Source organism: Nocardia sp. Tas62D01 (assembly GCF_055232035.1).
Map to the genome: position 1 here is coordinate 7,708,051 of NZ_JBUYUZ010000001.1, position 16,160 is coordinate 7,724,210.

Consider the following 16,160-nt stretch of genomic DNA (forward strand, 5'->3'; position numbering starts at 1 on the left):
CCGAATCACCCTGTTGCTCACCAGACGATCTAGAGTCGGATCCGCTCGATGCTGGTCGTACGAGTTCGGTGCGTTGCGGTGTGACGGGATAGGCGTAGTCGGCGCATATCGGGCTCCGAGCAGGGATGATGAGCAACCATGGCCAATGATCCGAACGCCCCCGACATCAAGCCCCGCAGCCGCGACGTCACCGACGGCCTCGAGAAGACCGCCGCCCGCGGTATGCTGCGCGCGGTCGGCATGGGAGACGACGATTGGGAGAAGGCTCAGATCGGGGTGGCCTCCTCCTGGAACGAGATCACCCCGTGCAACCTCTCGCTGGACCGGCTCGCCAGGGCTTGCAAGGACGGCGTGTTCGCGGGCGGCGGCTATCCCATGCAGTTCGGCACCATCTCGGTGTCCGACGGCATCTCCATGGGCCATGAGGGGATGCACTTCTCTCTGGTGTCGCGTGAGGTGATCGCCGACAGTGTCGAGACGGTGATGCAGGCAGAGCGTCTCGATGGCTCGGTGCTGCTCGCGGGCTGCGACAAGTCGCTGCCCGGGATGTTGATGGCGGCGGCCAGGTTGAACCTGGCGAGTGTGTTCCTGTACGCCGGTTCGATACTGCCCGGGGTAGCGAAGCTGTCCGACGGTAGCGAGCGCGAGGTGACGATCATCGACGCGTTCGAGGCGGTCGGCGCCTGCTCGCGCGGGCTGATGAGCCGCGCCGACGTGGATGCCATCGAACGGGCCATCTGTCCGGGCGAAGGCGCCTGCGGCGGGATGTACACCGCCAACACCATGGCCAGCGCGGCCGAGGCGATGGGCATGTCGCTGCCCGGCAGCGCGGCGCCGCCCGCGACGGACCGGCGCAGGGACGGCTACGCCAGGAGAAGCGGCGAGGCCGTGGTGAAGTTGATCCGGCGCGGGATCACGACGTCGGACATTCTCACCAAGGAAGCCTTCGAGAACGCCATCGCGGTCGTGATGGCATTCGGCGGTTCCACCAACGCCGTTCTGCACCTGCTGGCGATCGCGCACGAGGCGAACGTCGACCTGACGCTGGACGATTTCGCCCGTGTCGGTCGCCGGGTGCCGCACCTCGCCGATGTCAAACCCTTCGGCCGACACGTGATGACAGACGTGGATCGGATCGGCGGCGTGCCGGTGATGATGAAGGCGCTGCTCGATGCCGGGCTCCTGCACGGCGACTGCCTGACCGTGACCGGGCGCACGGTGGCGGAGAACCTGGCCGAAGTCGCTCCGCCGGATCCCGATGGCAAGGTGGTTCGTGCCATGGCGTCACCGATCCACCCGACCGGCGGTATCACCATTCTCGCGGGGTCGCTCGCGCCCGGCGGCGCCGTCGTCAAGTCGGCGGGTTTCGACTCCGACGTGTTCGTCGGCACGGCACGGGTTTTCGACCGTGAGCGGTCGGCGATGGACGCTCTCGAGGACGGCACCATCTCGGCGGGGGACGTGGTGGTCATCCGGTACGAGGGACCGAAGGGCGGTCCGGGGATGCGCGAGATGCTGGCGATCACCGCGGCCATCAAGGGCGCCGGATTGGGCAAGGACGTACTGCTGCTCACCGACGGCCGGTTCTCCGGTGGCACCACGGGACTGTGCGTCGGGCATGTCGCCCCGGAAGCGGTCGACGGTGGTCCGATCGTGTTCGTGCGCGACGGCGACCAGATCCGGCTCGACGTCGGTGCGGGCACCCTCGATCTTCTGATCGACGCCGAGGAACTCGCGCACCGTCGAAAGGGCTGGGAACCGTTACCGGCTCGCTACACCCGCGGGGTGCTCGCCAAATATTCGAAGCTGGTGGGCTCGGCATCGTACGGAGCCGTATGTGACTGAGGACCTGGGTCGGTACCGGGTGATGTTCGCGCAGGAATGCTCGGGCGCGACATTGTCGCCACGGGCGATCGGAACAACCACGACCTGGTACGGCGCGAACCGAGGCGGTCCTGCGCGTAGGCCAGCATGTTCACCGAACAGGACGACCCGCATGGTGTCCGCCGGGCCGAACCGGCGAATGAGCGGTTTGACCATGGCCGGACCGGTCCGGCTACGGCACGATCCCCGTCGACGCGCAGCAGAGTCGGCGCCCACTCGGCGTCGACACCGAGCGATTGCTCGCGCCACTGCCGCACGTTGGCGTCCGCCAGCGGCAGGACTTCGAGTTTGCCGTCGCATGCCTCTCCGACAACGCCGGAGATCTGGCGGCAGGTGCCACACGATGCATCGAACGCCAGTACCCAGCGCTCATGATGACGACTGTCCACTACGTCTCCTTCCCGAGTCCTCCCCAACCAACACTCGCCACGCGACTGGACGACTTGTTCAGCCGAAGACGCCGACGATCTTGCTCGACTTTCAAGAGAGTCCACTCACCCGGGCCTGGGCCGCAGCCGTACCGGTAGGCCAGCGAGAATCAGCATGGCCGATGAGTATGTGCCTCACATCAGTAGCCGATAGGTAGAACATCGGCCTGTATCGAGTGGCAGTGAACCGTCCTGGGGTGGAACAATGATCTCTCGGTCCCGGAAGTGGCGGAGCGTATCGCCGAATCGTCCGGCCTCGCACTCACGCTGAGCACCGATGGACCGCCGCGTGGTCGACTGCGACGGGCCTCGGTCGGCGTCAAGCACATTCGCCTCGGTTGACGCGAGACAGGCTCGGGGTCAGCGACTTCGGCCTCTGCCCCGTGGTCGGCGCGCGCTGATGAACTTGGCCGCCTGTTCCCCGACGAACACGCTGGGTGCGTGGATGTGCCCGCGTATAAGCAGCGGCATCACCGACGCATCCGCGACTCGAAGTCCCTGTACGCCACGAACTTCCAGCCGTGGCGTGACGACGCTGGTCTCGTCGGTGCCCATCCGACAGGTACCCACTGGGTGATACAGGGTGTGCGAGTAGCCGTTCAGCGCCAGTTCCAGGGTCGCTTCCATATCTTTGGGCGACTGCGGTGGATAGATCAGCTGCCCGAGCACCGCCTTCATCGCCGGTGCGGCCGCCAGTTCGGCGCAGATCCGCAGGCCTGACATGATCGCGGCGCGGTCGGCGCCCGCACTATCGGAGAGATATCGCGGGTCGATCACCGGGTTCGCCGCTGGATCGCCGCTGGCGAGGGTGATGCGGCCGCGACTGTGCGGGCGCAGCAGGACGGTCGCCAGGACCACGCCGTGCTCGGTGGGGTCTTGGAGCCCTTCGTAATAGAACGGCGCGGGCGCGAAAATCATCTCCAGATCGGGCAGGTCGAGGTCGGACCTGCTGCGCACGAATCCGTACGCCTCACCGACATTGGAGGTCAGCATGCCGCGGTGCCGGATCAGGTAGTCCAGCAGTTGGCGCGGCTTCTCGGCGTCAAACAGCGAATCCGCTGCTACACCATAGCCGATACCGGAGACCAGATGGTCCTGCAGGTTCGCACCGACCTCGGGCGCGTGGTGCACGATCTCGATGCCCTGCTGGGCGAGTTCGTCCTTGTCGCCGATGCCTGACAACATCAGCAGCTGTGGGCTGTTGATCGCGCCGCCGCAGAGGATCACCTCGCGCCGAGCGGCGACCGTGTGCGCGATGCCGCCCTGCACGTACTCCACGCCGACCGCACGCGGCGGACTCACCGGATCGCGCTGGAAGAGCACTCGTGCGGCCAAGGCTTCGGTGCGAATGGTCAGGTTCGGCCGTCGCAACACCGGCCGCAGATACGCGTCCGCCGTGCTCCAACGCCGACCATCGCGCTGGGTGACCATGGTCTCACTGAACCCGTCCGGCTGCGGCCGATTCGGTGGCTCCACCGCGAAACCGACCTCCTGGACCGCGGCCAGGTAGGCCGCCGTCGACGCCCGCGGGCTACGCTGCCGCGAAATGTGCAGCGGACCGGCGGCGCCCTCGTCCGGATACTGGGCGTCCTCGACATTCTCGATGCGCCGATACTGCTCGACCGCGGCAGCGAACCCCCATTCCTCGCCCGCGAGCAGCGCCCACTCGTCGTAGTCGGCGCGGAATCCACGCACCCACATCATCGCGTTCATCGACGACGAGCCGCCGAACATCTTCCCGCGCGGCCAGTAGATCTGCCGGTGCTTCAGCTCCGGCTGCGGCTCGGTGAGATAGTCCCAATCCACTTCCGTGCGAAACAGTTTCGAGAACGCGGCCGGAATGTGCGCAAACTTGTTCTTGTCCGCCGGGCCCGCCTCGAGCAGCACCACGGTGGTATCCGGGTCGTCGCTGAGCCGATTGGCGAGCACCGCACCGGAGGACCCGGAGCCGACGATCACATAATCCGCGGTAATCCCAGCTGCTTGCACTGTCCCACTCCGATCTGCACTGCGTACAGCAAACATACGAGGAAGTGACGGTGCCCGGTTCGCTTTCTCGGGAATCTGGATAGCGAATCGCCGGAGCCCACCGCTAGGATGTCAGCGGTGGGCTCCGGCACGCGATGTTTACCGTGCCGCGCGGGTCGCCAGTGCGGCGGCGACGAGGACCGTCACCCCCTCGGTGATCGCGGTGGCGCCGAGCGCGTGGGCCGCCGGCAGGGCGGTGACGCGGACCAGGCCGAGGAACACCGTGCCGAAGACGGCGATGCCGGCCACGATGCCGAGTTGCATACTGGTGACCAGGATTACGCTCGCATCGGCGGCCAAGGTCATCGGCACCTTGGCCAGGGTGCGGGTCATCAGCGGGCTGAACGCGAGCCCGAATCCGATACCCTGCACGCCGAACACCGTCAGCGCCAGCGGGCCGAAGTCGGCGCCGTTGCGGAGCATGAAGCCGAGCGTCACCGTGGTGGCGGTGCCGAGCACCAGCCCAAGCGGAATCATGATGGCCTGGAAGCGGTGTGGGACGCGTTCCCAGTTCAGGCTGGCCAGCGCGAAGGTCGCGCCCATCGGGATGAACAGCAGTCCTGCGTGCAGCGCGGTGTAGCCGAGGGTGCTCTGGCGAATCAGGATGTGACGCTTCACCATTCGTTACCGTGACGACGGTAACCGGCAGGCGCGCGAGCGCGCGAGCGCGATCAGCCCGCCCGCACCGAGCACCTCGTCGTCGGGGTGTGGCGCAACCACGATCAGGTGTCGCCAGCCCGTGACGGCGAGGCCGGGTTGGCGTTGTCGCCACGGTGACCAGGTGGCTTCGGGAGTGCCGAGAGCTGCGAGGTCGATCAAGGGTGCGGCAGCCATGGGAACCTTCTTTCCGCTTGGTCGCGGCCGAGATCGGCCAGGTCTCGTTCGGCGTGACTCTGCCGGAGATAGACGGTCAGATCGGCGACGCGCTGGGCATGTGCGGCGTCGGAGCACAGCGGCCCGGCGCCGAGGGCGCGCCCGACGCGATCAATGGTGGCCGCCGCCGCCTGCTCGACCACCGCGCGAACCATCCGAGCGCGCAATCGCGCGGTGCCCGAGGCGTTCTCCGGGCCGTCGTCTATCTGCCGTGCGGCATCTTCGAGGCAGAGCCTGGCGGCATGTAGTTTGCCGGTGATCGCGCCGAGGTGGGCGAAGGCATGCTCGTCTATCGAGCCGTCGGCGGCGCGCTCGTGTAACTTGCGGGCGAGCGCGCAGGCGCTGCCGTACCAGTAGGCCGCTACCCCGATGGCGCCGTGCCAGAAGCCGGGGCGAGTCAGATAATCGCCGGGTCTGCCGATGGGGTAGGCCGGGGCATCGGTGAAATCGACTGCACCGGAACTCGATTCACGCATGCCCACGGAGTGCCAGGTGTCCGGAACCGGCTGAACCCCGGGTTGTCCGAGAGCGACGGCGAACAGACCCCGCTCATCACCGATTCGTGCCGCGACGACGGCGTGGGTGCAGATCGTCGCACCGGAACACCACGGTTTCCGGCCATTCAGGGTCCAACCATCCGTCCCTTGCTGGGCGCGCAGGACCGGTCTGGGCGGCTCCGCGGCCCAGACACCCTCGCCGCGGGCGACCTCGCGGTCACCGAGCTCCGCGAGAATGGCATGCGCTTCGGCAAGGCGCCCGACGACCGTGTTGCCGAACGACAGCTCGGCCAGCTGCCGCCAGCGATCGAGGGTATGACCGGACCCCGGGTACGGCAGGGCCATTCGCCCCGAATCCGCGAGCGCGTGCAGTGCATCCGCCACTGCGCTCTGGTCCGTGTCGACATCGATGGTGTTAACCACGGTTGCTTCGGGCACCGGCCGCCGGTTCTAGCCGGGCGGCCGGTGCCTTCGACTGTCACGGTCACCGGCGTGAACTACCGCTCGTCGAGTGACGGCAGCACGGTTTCGCGGATGACGAGGAGGGCCGCGGCGGCGACGGGGATGGTAAGTAGCGCGCCGACGATGCCGAGCAGTGCACCGCCCAGCAGCACCGAAACCACCGTCACGATTGCAGGGACCTTGACCGTTCGATGTCCTGCCTCAGCCCACGGCCGCGATTTCGTGTTCCATCACTTCGCTTGCCGCCCGTTCACCCGAGCGAATGGCCCCATCGACCCAACCGCACATGACGGCGGAGCTCTCGGTTCCGGCCCAGTTGATAAGACCGCAAGGTTCGCGGAGAGCGTGGCCGAATTGGGTGAGCACGCCGGTTGGTGCGTGACTGAGCATGCCGCCACCGGAGTAGCGCTCAGCACTCCAGCTATGCTCGATGTAGTCGACGGGGGAGCCGGCCTTTTCGCCGAACCGCTCGACGAGTCCACCGAGTATCGCCTTCCTTCGCTCGGCCTCATCGAGTTGTCCGACTTGCACTGCGGGATGGGCCGGTAAGGTCTCTTGCATGAGCAAGGCGATGGTGGAGCTGTCGCATCCGATCTCGGACGGCATGCTCACCTGTCCAGGCATGCCTGGACCGCGAGTCACCACAGATATTTCGCGTCAGCAGTCGCCGCTGATCGATATGACCTACCACATCGCACGCGTAGATATGGTCGGCAACACCGGCACCTATATCGACGCGCCCTTCCACTTCCACGCCGATGGCGCCGATATCGCCGAGCTGCCGCTGGAACGACTGTTCAACGTGCCGATCGTGATGATCCGCGCGACGCGGATCCGCGTGGTGGGACCGGATGTGCTCGGCGACCCGGCGCGGTTGTGGGGCAAGGCGGTGCTCGTGAACACTGGGTGGTCGGCGTGGTGGGGTTCATCCGCGTACCCGGGCCCTGGGCATCCGTTCCTGGTCGGCGAGGTTGCGGATGCGCTGGTCGCCGCCAATGTGGCGCTGGTGGGAATCGACTCGTTCGACATCGACGATACGTCGCTCCCGACGCGGCCGTGCCACCACATTCTGCTCGGTGCGGGAATCCCGATCATCGAGCATATGACGAACCTGGACGCGGTCCCCGACACCGGTGCCAGGTTGGTCGCACTGCCAGCGCCAGTGCGTGGGATGGGCTCGTTTCCGCTGCGCGCTGTCGCCTGGACCGATTACGGCGTCGATAGCTGATCTGCCCGCCGACACGCCGAACGTGGCGGGCAGCGGGAATTCGCGCGTCCGCTGCCGGAACCGAGACAATCCCGACCTCGCAATGCGCCGCGAGTCGTCCGCCTCGAACGCTCGGTGGGGAGCTGACGGCGGGTGCCGTATGGCGAATTCCGCGGCATCCCCTGCGATCCCGGGCTCAACCGCCGCAGCGAAGTCGCCGACCCGGATGAACTCAGTAGGACGCGGCTTCGATGCGTGCGCGATACGAGCAGTTGCTGGGGAGGGAGGTGGTCGCTGCGGGCCTGTTCAGCACGACTGACTACGGCCCAGAGCCTTAGCGGTGCATGTATCCCAGTGTGAATGATGCGTCGTCCAGTCGTGGGGCGATCGATTCACCGCCGAGTGCCTGCCGCAGTGTGGCTTGTTCGTCCTGGATGACGTGCATTACTGCGTTGATCAGGGCGAGGTGGGTGAAGGCCTGGGGGTAGTTGCCCCAGTGCCGGCCGGTTCGGGGGTCGATCTCCTCGGCGTAGAGGCCCAGTGGGCTGGCGTAGGCAAGCAGTTTCTCGCACAGCTGTTTGGCTCGTTTCTTTTCGCCGATCTCCGACAGCGCCGAGACCAGCCAGAACGAGCAGATCGTGAAAGTGCCTTCTTCCTCTGCGCATCCATCGTCGGTTTCATTGACGCGGTACCGCAATACGAGGCCGTCTTCGGTCAGTTCGTCGGCGATGGCCAACACCGTGTTGCGTACCCGGTCGTCGTCGGGGGGCAGGAAACGAACCAGCGGGATGAGCAGGGTCGAACCATCCAGCGCCGTGCTGCCGTAGTACTGGGTGAACACCTGCCGGGAGTCGATGGCATGCGTGCATATGTCGGCGTGGATTTCGTCGGCGGCCTGTTGCCAGCGACGCGCGCGTTCGAAGTCCTGGTGGATGCGGGCCAGGCGGGCGCCGCGATCGGCGGCGACCCAACACATGACTTTGCTGGAGGTGAAGTGTTGGGGCTCCCCGCGTACTTCCCAGATGCCATGGTCGGGCTCGCGCCAGTAGGTGAGGGCGCTTTCGACCGCCCGGCCCAGCAGAGGCCAGGCCCGTGCGTCGATTTGATCTTGGTGGCGGGCGTAGAGGTAGACCGAATCCAGCGCCGCGCCCCACACATCGTGCTGGCGTTGCCGGTATGCGTCGTTGCCGATGCGCACGGGACCGGCATTGTCGTAGCCGCGCAGGTAAGTGAGGGTTTGCTCGGTGAGGTCGGTTTCGCCGCCGATGCCGTACACGATCTGCATGTCCCGGACTTCTTCGGCCAAGTCGAGGATGTAGGAGAAGAAGTCGTTCGCCTCCCAGCTGAAGCCCAATGTGTACAGGCCCCACAACGCGAAGGCGGAATCGCGGATCCACGAGTAGCGATAGTCCCAATTACGTTGTCCACCTGGGGTTTCGGGTAACGACGTGGTGGCGGCGGCAGCGATGGCGCCGGTAGGGGCGAAGGTCAGACCCTTGAGGGTCAGTGCGCTGCGGGTGAGCTGGGCTGTCCACGGATGGTCCGGAAATCTCCCACCGGCCAGCCAGTGCCGCCAATGGTGGATTGTCCGCCGCAGCCGTTCATCGGCCTCGTCAAAGGCGCGGGGGGCGTCGCGGCTGCCCCAGGAGAGCGCGCAGAAGCGTGTGTCGCCCGCCTTCAGCAGGGTGCGGGTAACCGCGTGCGCCCCTTCGAGCCCCAAGCGCATGTCGGTGCTCAACGTCAGCCGCAGATCGATCCCGTCAGCGCTGGCCTGCGCGAGGTGGTAACTGTCGAGGTACTCCCACCGAGCGCGATGCCTGCCGTAGCCGAAGGACGGCTGGCAGTCGAGCCCGAACTGGATCTGCCCGGTCTCACAGTGCACCGTCCGCAGCAGAATGTGCTCGGCGTCGTAGTCGGTGGGGGTCCGACGATGGGCGCTACGGCCGGGTGTCTGGTGCCGCCAGGGCCCGACCAGCAGCACATCGCGCACCGTCGCCCACCCTTCGCCGCTGCGCCAACTCGTCTCCATGACCATCGTGCCAGGGATGTAGCGGCGATCGGTGGGCACCACGAAGTCGGCGGGGGCGAACCGAAACGACCCGGCGGAACGATCGAGTATGGCCGCGAAGACACTGGGGGAGTCCATGCGGGGTAGACACATCCACTCGATCGCTCCGCTGGGGGCGATAAGAGCAGTGACCTCGCAGTCGGAGATGAAACCGTAGTCGTCGATGCGCGGGAACGCCGTGAGCCGCAGCGTGCGTTCAATCTCGTCGTCCATGTGTTGCTCCATCGTCATCTCGGCGCTGAAATCCGGCCGACTATTCCACGCGATTGCCTGGTGAACCGCCTTCTTTCTCGACCAGACTGCGAGCGGATCGGGACATGAGTGATGTGGCGTTTCCAAACAGCCCACCACTTTGTCGGTCGTATCGGCAAGCCCCGGTGTGCGCCGCGACGTGATGAGTGAGGCCGCCCCTGAATACAACCGCATCGCCGTCTCGCCGCCGTCGAACCAGTCGGTACCGCCTCGGCGAACATATAATTCTCACGGCACCGTTACCTCGGCGCGGGGTGGCGTTCGGGCTGGTCCGCGGTCGTCTGGACCGATGACACAGCCCGTCCACCCCCTCGGTCTCGTAGCGGCGCAGCCAGATGCAGTAGATCCGAATCTCCTTATGGCTCAAGAGATCTGACTGTCAACCCTCTCCGTAGATAACGGGCTGCCTGCTACTGGTTGCCTTGATGCTCCTTATCTCCGTCGGTTTTGTGAAAGAGCTGTCATTTTGTCGGGTATGTCGGATGCCTCGCCATCCCAGTGGGAGTTGGACGCGGCCGGCCCGGATATCGCCGACGAGTTGCGCGTAGTCTTCACGGACCTCGCCAAGATGGACCCACGCCGAGTGCCGAAGCTCCTCGCAGTCGGTGTGCAGCACCGTCCACCACGCCTCGGCGTAGGTCTTTGCGACATGACTGATCAACCATCACCACCGGTGCAGAAACCAGCGCCTGGACTCCGGGAACTCACCACGCGGCAGCGGTACGACGAAATCCACGCCCTGCTCGCCGACGGCCTCGGTATCAAGGCGATCAGCGCGACGTTGAACCTCGACCGCAGGACGGTGCGTCGCTATGCGCGAGCGGCGGCCCCGACATCTGCTCTTCGAGAGCGGCCAACGCGGCAGCGACCTCGACGAGCCGGTCGCCTACCTGGCGAAACGGTGGGAAGTCCCGACAGCAGGACTACCCCGCCAGCTCCAGAGTGACCATGGTGGAGTCAGCGGCTGTTCCAACCACATTTCCGCTGGCATCAACGAGTCGGACCGTCACCAGTGCTTCGTCGCGTGCTTGAAACTGACCATCGGGGTTCGCCGCATCGACCCGGATCGCGGCCAGGTGACTGGTGCTGTCGCAGGTTGGTAAGGCACGGCCAGTGCCGGTGGAATCGGTGTCGTGGTCCTCCATCTCAACCCTGAGCCCGGCCACTCCGCTGGAAGCGTCACAGCTGTAGATCACCGACACAATCACCCGTGCATTACTGGATACGAGAACGATGGCTTTGTCGAATTGGATGGTGGCTGCGAGAGCGGGGGCAGCGGCCACGATTAGTGCCGCGCCCAGCGTCGCGAGGACGGTCGCTGAGCATGCGGTGCGCCGACAGGTCTGGATCGTCATATCGGTTCTTCGATGCGCCCGCGTTTGCGGATGGTTCGCCACAACCAGGTTGGTCGATCTCGTCTTGGCGCACGGTGATCGTGTGACCTCGCGTGGCGGTGTGGATTTGTTGCCCGTAGGGCAGGTCGGTTGCAAGGTCACACGTCGACTCGATCTGCGCTACATCGGCTGACGGCAACGGGCTGCGCGCCCAGACCCCGGGGCTGTCGCCTTGGGCTGCAAGCGTTCACATTGTGCTCAGAGGTGCGCGTAGCCGCCGGTGTTCCAGACGATCCACCAGGACTGGGCAGGCGGCGGCTGCCGGGCCGGAATGTGGCTGGCCGGCTTGGACGACGCATCGGTGGCAGTAGACGCCTGTACTCCACACCGCACGCGGCACCGCGCCCACGCGAAATTCTGCTGTTTGGACGCGAGCGACGTACCACCATCGTGAACGCGATCAGCGACGGAATCGCCAGCGCGAAGACGAAACCGACCACCAACGACGATCACGGCGATCGTCGAGGTCGGCGCCGGTTGATCTTCGCCGGGTTGCACGATTAAGTCCTATTTGCCGCATGCCGACACCGGTGACCAGGTCGAAGCGCATCAGCGCAACAATCCGGGTGGGATGCCGGGCGTGCAGATGCTGCCCTCCAATACAGCCGAAACCAGCGAACGCTGGGTCGAAAGCCAAGCATCGGAGGAATTGCGTCGATGAGAGCGCCGGGCTCATTCACGTACAAAGGCGATGACATGAAACTCCTTCACTGAGAACGTAATTGGGCACGAGAGATCGATGGAAGAGGGATGTAGTGCTGTCGGAGATGCTGCGCATTCGAGAACGAAGATGAGCGGGAACTGCGTCGCTGAGGCCGAACGAGACAGGGCTGCAACAGATCTCGATCCAATTAGTCGGATCGGGTCGACCGGGCTCTCATCGAGAGCTGTGGGGGGAGGGGCATAGAGGCCAGGATCCAATGCCGCTTAGCTCGCCCCCTGTAGAGCTGTGACCGGCGGTTTTGCGGATGGTCGTCGTTGTGTCGGCGTGATGCAGCTTTGGTTGGCCAGCCGGATGGTAGCGGGTCCGGTGTGACGGGTTCCCTTGTCTGCCTTGCGTTTTACTCGGAAGCTGTTGTGTCTGGCGCGTTTGACGACGCGGGGGTAGGAGCGGTGGCGGCGGGGGTTGAGGTGGCGTTTTGCGGTGATCTGTTCGGCGAGTTCGGTGTGGAGCTCGAGTTGGCGGTCAGGGGGAAAAACCGTCCGGGCCTGCGATGGTGTCGCGGGCGAGTCGGACGGTCTGGGTGAACTTCACGCGGTCGGGATCGATGCCGGTCTCGACCGCGGCCCGGCAGATCAGCGAGCAGATCGCGTAGTGGGCGATGAGGAATCCGTATATTTCCTGGCGGACCATGTCCGGGGTTTGCGAGCGCAGGGTTTTGGCGGGGCCGCGGAGCTGCGTCTTGATTTGCCTGTTCGCGGCTTCGTGTTCCCAGCGTTGGTGATAGGCCTCGGCCAGGATCAGCGAGGGTGCCTCGTGCGGGTCGAGGATGGTGGTGAGCAGGCAGATCAGCTCACCGCCTTCGCCACGGTCGGTGATCTCGTACTCGATGACGCGGGCGAAACGAGTCCGGTCCCAGTCCAACTCCTCCCCGGCTATGGCCGCCTCCAGCAGCTCGGCCCGCATTTTCGCCGGGGTTTTGGGCGCGAAAAGCAGTGTCACATAGGAGCCGTCACCGAGGCGGTCCACGATCGGCAGGTCCATAATGTCACCGAGACGCCACAACAGGTCGGCGTCGGTGTCGGCGCCCTGGCACCACAGTTTGAAACTGTAGAACCCCTGGTCACACACCAACATCATGCCGGGTTCGAGTAACCAGATCAGTTCGGCCGCGCGGTGCGTTCACCGGTGCCCTTGCCCACGACCGGCCCGATCACCGCGCCCAGGCTCACATGCGAGCCGCATTCGGTCAACGTCACCACCCGTGCCTGTGGCAACACTCCCTTGCTCGGTTTACCGAATTCCGTTGCGTTGGCCTCGGTGTCGGCCACGTCGAACACCATGCCATCAATCGAGACCAGCCTGCGTCGCGCGTAGAACGCGTCCAGGGTCAGCCGCGACGCCACCGGCACCGCGATCCGCTCGAACAGTGTTTTCATCGGCTCGAACCCCAGCCGCTGCCGGGCCTGGGTGATCCCACCCGAGGTCGGCAAACTCCACTTCGGATCCCAACAACGCCAAAGCCGCAGCGGCCCAACCAGTTTCCGCATCACCCCCTCGTAGTCCACACCTGCGAACAACGCCAACGCGACCACGAAATACATCACCAAATGCGGCGGCAACGTCCCACCACGACGCTTGGGCGCCTTGCCGTGCTCGGAAATCGCCATCTCCACCGCATCACGGTCCACCACAGCGGTCAACACACCCAACAACACCTGATCGATCAACGACACCGCACCCACATCCACCACGTCGGCGACGCTAACCCCAGCACCGACACGATCCGGCACCGACACGCCCAAAAACGCTCCACACCAACCAGTCTCACAGACCAACCAGCTGGCACTACATCGCAATCATGCCGATGACCTGCGAAAACACGTCAAGCTAAGTGGCATTGGGCCAGGATCCGCACAGCGTGCTGAACGCGCCCGCGCAGGATGGCTCGCGTACCCAGCGGGATCGGTTCAGGACTTGTGCTCGACCCTTGGGGCACGCAAAGTCCTGTTTACGAGCCATCGACTGCAACTTCCCTCCGGACAAGGAAAGCATTTGCCTACTGCAATATGCGTATATATGCATCTGCGACGACCTCGCCAGCGACGCCGGGCTCCCATCCAACCGGCTCGCTCTCCACCAGGCCCTGGACGGCCTTGATGTCCGACACGGGCGGGGTGGGGTGATCGCGGTGTGTACAGCCCGGACGAGGTCGACGTCGCGAGCGAAGGGGGTGTTCGGTGAGAGCGTTCACCACCGCGACGACCAAGGCGCGCTGGTCCGCGGACATCAGCGGCGTCGCCTTGCACCCGTCGATTAGCGCGCACGTTCCCACCTATTCGCCGGAGTTAGCGGGGCGATCATCGAAGGCCTGGTGATCACACCGAGGGGGCCGGTACCTAGATTTCGTCTCCGCAGTTGCGGCAGTAGTAGGTGAGGTGGCCGCGAGCGGCAAAGCAGGTTTGGTAGCCGACGAGTGTGCGGCTGGGCCCGTTGCGGTGGTTGTTTCGGCAGAACACCGGACGGGTATGATGTATGGCCATCACGTGTTCGGTGCAACTGGTCGCCGACGGAGACCACGATGCCATCGGCCTCGAAGATGGGCGTCCAGTCCTATTCTTCGAACATTCGGATACTGGCGGGCGAGTATGGCCGCCCCAGTTGGCCACTCGAGGGGTTGCTGACCGTCTTTATCTGTGTGATAGCTCGTGCCACTCGACCCAGCAGCGGCATCCGGCTCCGCCGACATAGGCCACTCGCACCTTGTGTTTCACAGGGATCGGGATGGATTCAGAATTTGACGCCTTGATTGTGCGGGTGATTCCCCCGCCAGTGGGACCGGTGATGGTAACCGTCACCGTTGCGGGATGACCCGATTTTGAGCTGACGTCGACTACGAGAATGCCGACGCTTGTCGTGGTCTCGGCATATGCCGTCGATTCCGACGAATCGATCCAGGTCTTCGATGCATTAGAAGCGAACTTCGGTGTCCCGCTTACGTCAAGAGGCATTGGTCCTCCAGGAAGGCTCTCATGCTCATCATCGTTGGGGGATTGCAAGACTGCTGAAGTGCAAGAACTGGACGAATACAGACTATCCGGTCTGTTGTAGATACGTGTCGGTTCCGGCGGTTCGGCAGCCGGTGTGCGCAGTATGAAATCACCCTGTCGGTGACATCGGATCCGTCACTACGAGTCGAGCATGCAGGCGACGTGCGAATGCCTGTCCTGGCGAGGCACTTTGGACAACCTGGAACGCCGCCATGCCGAGGATGGGCTCGGTGAGACGACCTACCACGACTTTCCCGTCCGGAGCCGATCGGTCGTCGTGACGGGCCACACGCTGATGGATCGAGGATTGATCACTCCGGAGGAGTTGCGTGCGCGAATGGAGGTGGTTCGGGCGCGGTTCAACCGGGAGTAGATCGCCCACGTCGGCGACCCCGATATGGGCCTTCCTACGTCGAGGAGGGCCGCTGGTCATGGCCACCGGGCGAGGCGCACCGCTGGATCATCGGCAGGACCGACCGGCGCAACTCGGCTTCATCGGTGGTAGGCATGTTCGTCGTCTGGGCGGTCGCCGTCGCCTACTGGCGGCTCGAGCACGCTGGAATGCCCGCGCCGGTATCACCGGAATCCGACTGAGGTGCAGGTCATCGATGTGGGAATCCCGGCGCGACGCGCCATCGAGCTACGACGCTAGGCGATCGACCACTCGGGCCGAAAGTCAGAGTGGTCGGCTCACACATGTGCCAGGAACCTGAGCATTGAGTCAGTGTGGTCGCCGTCGCACGCGAAAGGTCCGGTTCATGCAGGCTGGGCCTTCGAACAGGTTCGACTTCCGGTGGATTCACCGCCCGTGGGCCTGTTCCCTCTCGAGGTGGACGCCCGCAGCGACCCCAGGAAATCTGCGGCGGATCTGGGCGATGCAGCGTAAAACTTCATAGAGTTGGCTCCGCAGGTGTCGCCACTCTGTGGTGTGCTCTGTACGCTTCGCCGCCTCGATAAGGTAGGCGAGTTCCTCTGTCTCGACGACCAGCAGGTCGAAAAACGTTTTGGCTTGCGCCATGTCGGCGCGGTCGTTCATCGCTGAATCCGTTGTCGCGTCAAGGTTTCCGACAATTCTCTATGGGCACGGCGCTCGACGAGAAGTGGAACGAAGTCGCGCACCTGCGCGCTGGCGAAGTGTTGGTGGACCTGTTCGACAACCAAGGCGACGGTCTCAGCGGAAACCTCAGGATGGCAGCTCGTGAGTCGCTCAACGACAAATCTGATCTGCGTAATCTCGTCGTTCTGCATGGTTCTGTCCTTGCCTCGTGGTGCCGAGATCGCCTCGCACCGACCGCCGACATGTCGTAACGGCTCTTCGGGCAACCGACGCCGCTACGGGTCCAGTGCGACGCGAAG

Annotated in this window: 15 protein-coding genes and 2 pseudogenes; 4 read left to right on the plus strand and 13 right to left on the minus strand. The window is 64.8% G+C overall.

What is annotated here, in order from left to right:
* The first annotated feature begins 138 nt into the window (after window positions 1-138).
* On the plus strand, window positions 139-1,845 hold the full coding sequence (gene ilvD / locus ACV7NQ_RS36890; protein WP_463363780.1) for a dihydroxy-acid dehydratase: 1,707 nt from the start codon (window positions 139-141) through the stop codon (window positions 1,843-1,845).
* An 827-nt stretch (window positions 1,846-2,672) separates the two neighbouring features.
* Here the strand turns inward: ilvD and ACV7NQ_RS36895 are convergent.
* From ACV7NQ_RS36895 to ACV7NQ_RS36920, 6 genes and pseudogenes are all read right to left on the minus strand, one after another.
* Entirely contained in the window at window positions 2,673-4,286 is a 1,614-nt protein-coding gene (locus tag ACV7NQ_RS36895; protein WP_463365964.1) for a GMC family oxidoreductase, read from the minus strand.
* A gap of 153 nt (window positions 4,287-4,439) precedes the next feature.
* Complete coding sequence (locus ACV7NQ_RS36900) at window positions 4,440-4,958, minus strand: MFS transporter (RefSeq protein ID WP_463363781.1); 519 nt, start codon at window positions 4,956-4,958, stop codon at window positions 4,440-4,442.
* Between the two features lie 6 nt (window positions 4,959-4,964).
* The gene (locus ACV7NQ_RS36905) at window positions 4,965-5,174 is read right to left on the minus strand and encodes a hypothetical protein (protein ID WP_463363782.1); all 210 of its coding nucleotides are present in this window, start codon (window positions 5,172-5,174) and stop codon (window positions 4,965-4,967) included.
* Window positions 5,156-6,055 (minus strand): acyl-CoA dehydrogenase family protein, encoded by a 900-nt coding sequence (locus ACV7NQ_RS36910; RefSeq protein WP_463365965.1) that lies wholly within the window; start codon window positions 6,053-6,055, stop codon window positions 5,156-5,158. The genes ACV7NQ_RS36905 and ACV7NQ_RS36910 overlap by 19 nt, the downstream gene beginning before the upstream one ends.
* Window positions 6,056-6,207: 152 nt before the next feature.
* Window positions 6,208-6,339, minus strand: coding sequence for a hypothetical protein (locus ACV7NQ_RS36915; protein ID WP_463363783.1), 132 nt, complete (start codon window positions 6,337-6,339; stop codon window positions 6,208-6,210).
* 34 nt (window positions 6,340-6,373) lie between these two features.
* Window positions 6,374-6,694: pseudogene (locus ACV7NQ_RS36920) on the minus strand (flavin monoamine oxidase family protein); the annotation flags it as partial.
* Window positions 6,695-6,731: 37 nt separating this feature from the next.
* Here ACV7NQ_RS36920 and ACV7NQ_RS36925 point away from each other — a divergent pair.
* The gene (locus ACV7NQ_RS36925; protein WP_463363784.1) at window positions 6,732-7,400 is read left to right on the plus strand and encodes a cyclase family protein; all 669 of its coding nucleotides are present in this window, start codon (window positions 6,732-6,734) and stop codon (window positions 7,398-7,400) included.
* A 313-nt stretch (window positions 7,401-7,713) separates the two neighbouring features.
* Here the strand turns inward: ACV7NQ_RS36925 and ACV7NQ_RS36930 are convergent, their stop codons facing one another.
* From ACV7NQ_RS36930 to ACV7NQ_RS36940, 3 genes are all read right to left on the minus strand, one after another.
* Complete coding sequence (locus ACV7NQ_RS36930; protein WP_463363785.1) at window positions 7,714-9,660, minus strand: glycoside hydrolase family 15 protein; 1,947 nt, start codon at window positions 9,658-9,660, stop codon at window positions 7,714-7,716.
* A 40-nt stretch (window positions 9,661-9,700) separates the two neighbouring features.
* A complete protein-coding gene (locus tag ACV7NQ_RS36935; RefSeq protein ID WP_463363786.1) occupies window positions 9,701-10,066 on the minus strand; it encodes a leucine zipper domain-containing protein in 366 nt (121 codons plus the stop codon).
* Between the two features lie 556 nt (window positions 10,067-10,622).
* The gene (locus ACV7NQ_RS36940) at window positions 10,623-10,982 is read right to left on the minus strand and encodes a hypothetical protein (protein WP_463363787.1); all 360 of its coding nucleotides are present in this window, start codon (window positions 10,980-10,982) and stop codon (window positions 10,623-10,625) included.
* Window positions 10,983-11,604: 622 nt separating this feature from the next.
* Between ACV7NQ_RS36940 and ACV7NQ_RS36945 the strand changes: the two genes are divergently transcribed.
* Window positions 11,605-11,754, plus strand: a complete 150-nt coding sequence (locus ACV7NQ_RS36945) for a hypothetical protein (protein ID WP_463363788.1) — start codon at window positions 11,605-11,607, stop codon at window positions 11,752-11,754.
* A gap of 525 nt (window positions 11,755-12,279) precedes the next feature.
* Here the strand turns inward: ACV7NQ_RS36945 and ACV7NQ_RS36950 are convergent.
* A complete protein-coding gene (locus tag ACV7NQ_RS36950) occupies window positions 12,280-12,894 on the minus strand; it encodes a transposase (RefSeq protein ID WP_463358709.1) in 615 nt (204 codons plus the stop codon).
* A 20-nt stretch (window positions 12,895-12,914) separates the two neighbouring features.
* Entirely contained in the window at window positions 12,915-13,553 is a 639-nt protein-coding gene (locus ACV7NQ_RS36955) for a transposase domain-containing protein (protein ID WP_463365557.1), read from the minus strand.
* 1,390 nt (window positions 13,554-14,943) lie between these two features.
* Between ACV7NQ_RS36955 and ACV7NQ_RS36960 the strand changes: the two are divergent.
* A pseudogene (locus ACV7NQ_RS36960) lies at window positions 14,944-15,177 on the plus strand (ScnB); the annotation flags it as partial.
* A 426-nt stretch (window positions 15,178-15,603) separates the two neighbouring features.
* On the opposite strand, the gene ACV7NQ_RS36965 reads toward ACV7NQ_RS36960, so the two are convergent.
* Window positions 15,604-15,840, minus strand: a complete 237-nt coding sequence (locus tag ACV7NQ_RS36965; protein ID WP_463363789.1) for a hypothetical protein — start codon at window positions 15,838-15,840, stop codon at window positions 15,604-15,606.
* Window positions 15,837-16,052, minus strand: coding sequence for a three-helix bundle dimerization domain-containing protein (locus tag ACV7NQ_RS36970; protein WP_463363790.1), 216 nt, complete (start codon window positions 16,050-16,052; stop codon window positions 15,837-15,839). Before ACV7NQ_RS36970 ends, ACV7NQ_RS36965 begins: the two co-directional genes overlap by 4 nt.
* Window positions 16,053-16,160 lie beyond the last annotated feature (108 nt).

Excerpts from the sequence above, each read along its gene's own strand:
- ACV7NQ_RS36965 (WP_463363789.1), bottom strand. The coding sequence starts at position 15,840 with ATGAACGACCGCGCCGACATGGCGCAAGCCAAAACGTTTTTCGACCTG.
- ACV7NQ_RS36930 (WP_463363785.1), bottom strand. The coding sequence starts at position 9,660 with ATGGACGACGAGATTGAACGCACGCTGCGGCTCACGGCGTTCCCGCGC.
- ACV7NQ_RS36950 (WP_463358709.1), bottom strand. The coding sequence starts at position 12,894 with ATGATGTTGGTGTGTGACCAGGGGTTCTACAGTTTCAAACTGTGGTGC.
- ACV7NQ_RS36905 (WP_463363782.1), bottom strand. The coding sequence starts at position 5,174 with ATGGCTGCCGCACCCTTGATCGACCTCGCAGCTCTCGGCACTCCCGAA.
- ACV7NQ_RS36925 (WP_463363784.1), top strand. The coding sequence starts at position 6,732 with ATGAGCAAGGCGATGGTGGAGCTGTCGCATCCGATCTCGGACGGCATG.
- ACV7NQ_RS36910 (WP_463365965.1), bottom strand. The coding sequence starts at position 6,055 with ATGGCCCTGCCGTACCCGGGGTCCGGTCATACCCTCGATCGCTGGCGG.
- ilvD (WP_463363780.1), top strand. The coding sequence starts at position 139 with ATGGCCAATGATCCGAACGCCCCCGACATCAAGCCCCGCAGCCGCGAC.
- ACV7NQ_RS36970 (WP_463363790.1), bottom strand. The coding sequence starts at position 16,052 with ATGCAGAACGACGAGATTACGCAGATCAGATTTGTCGTTGAGCGACTC.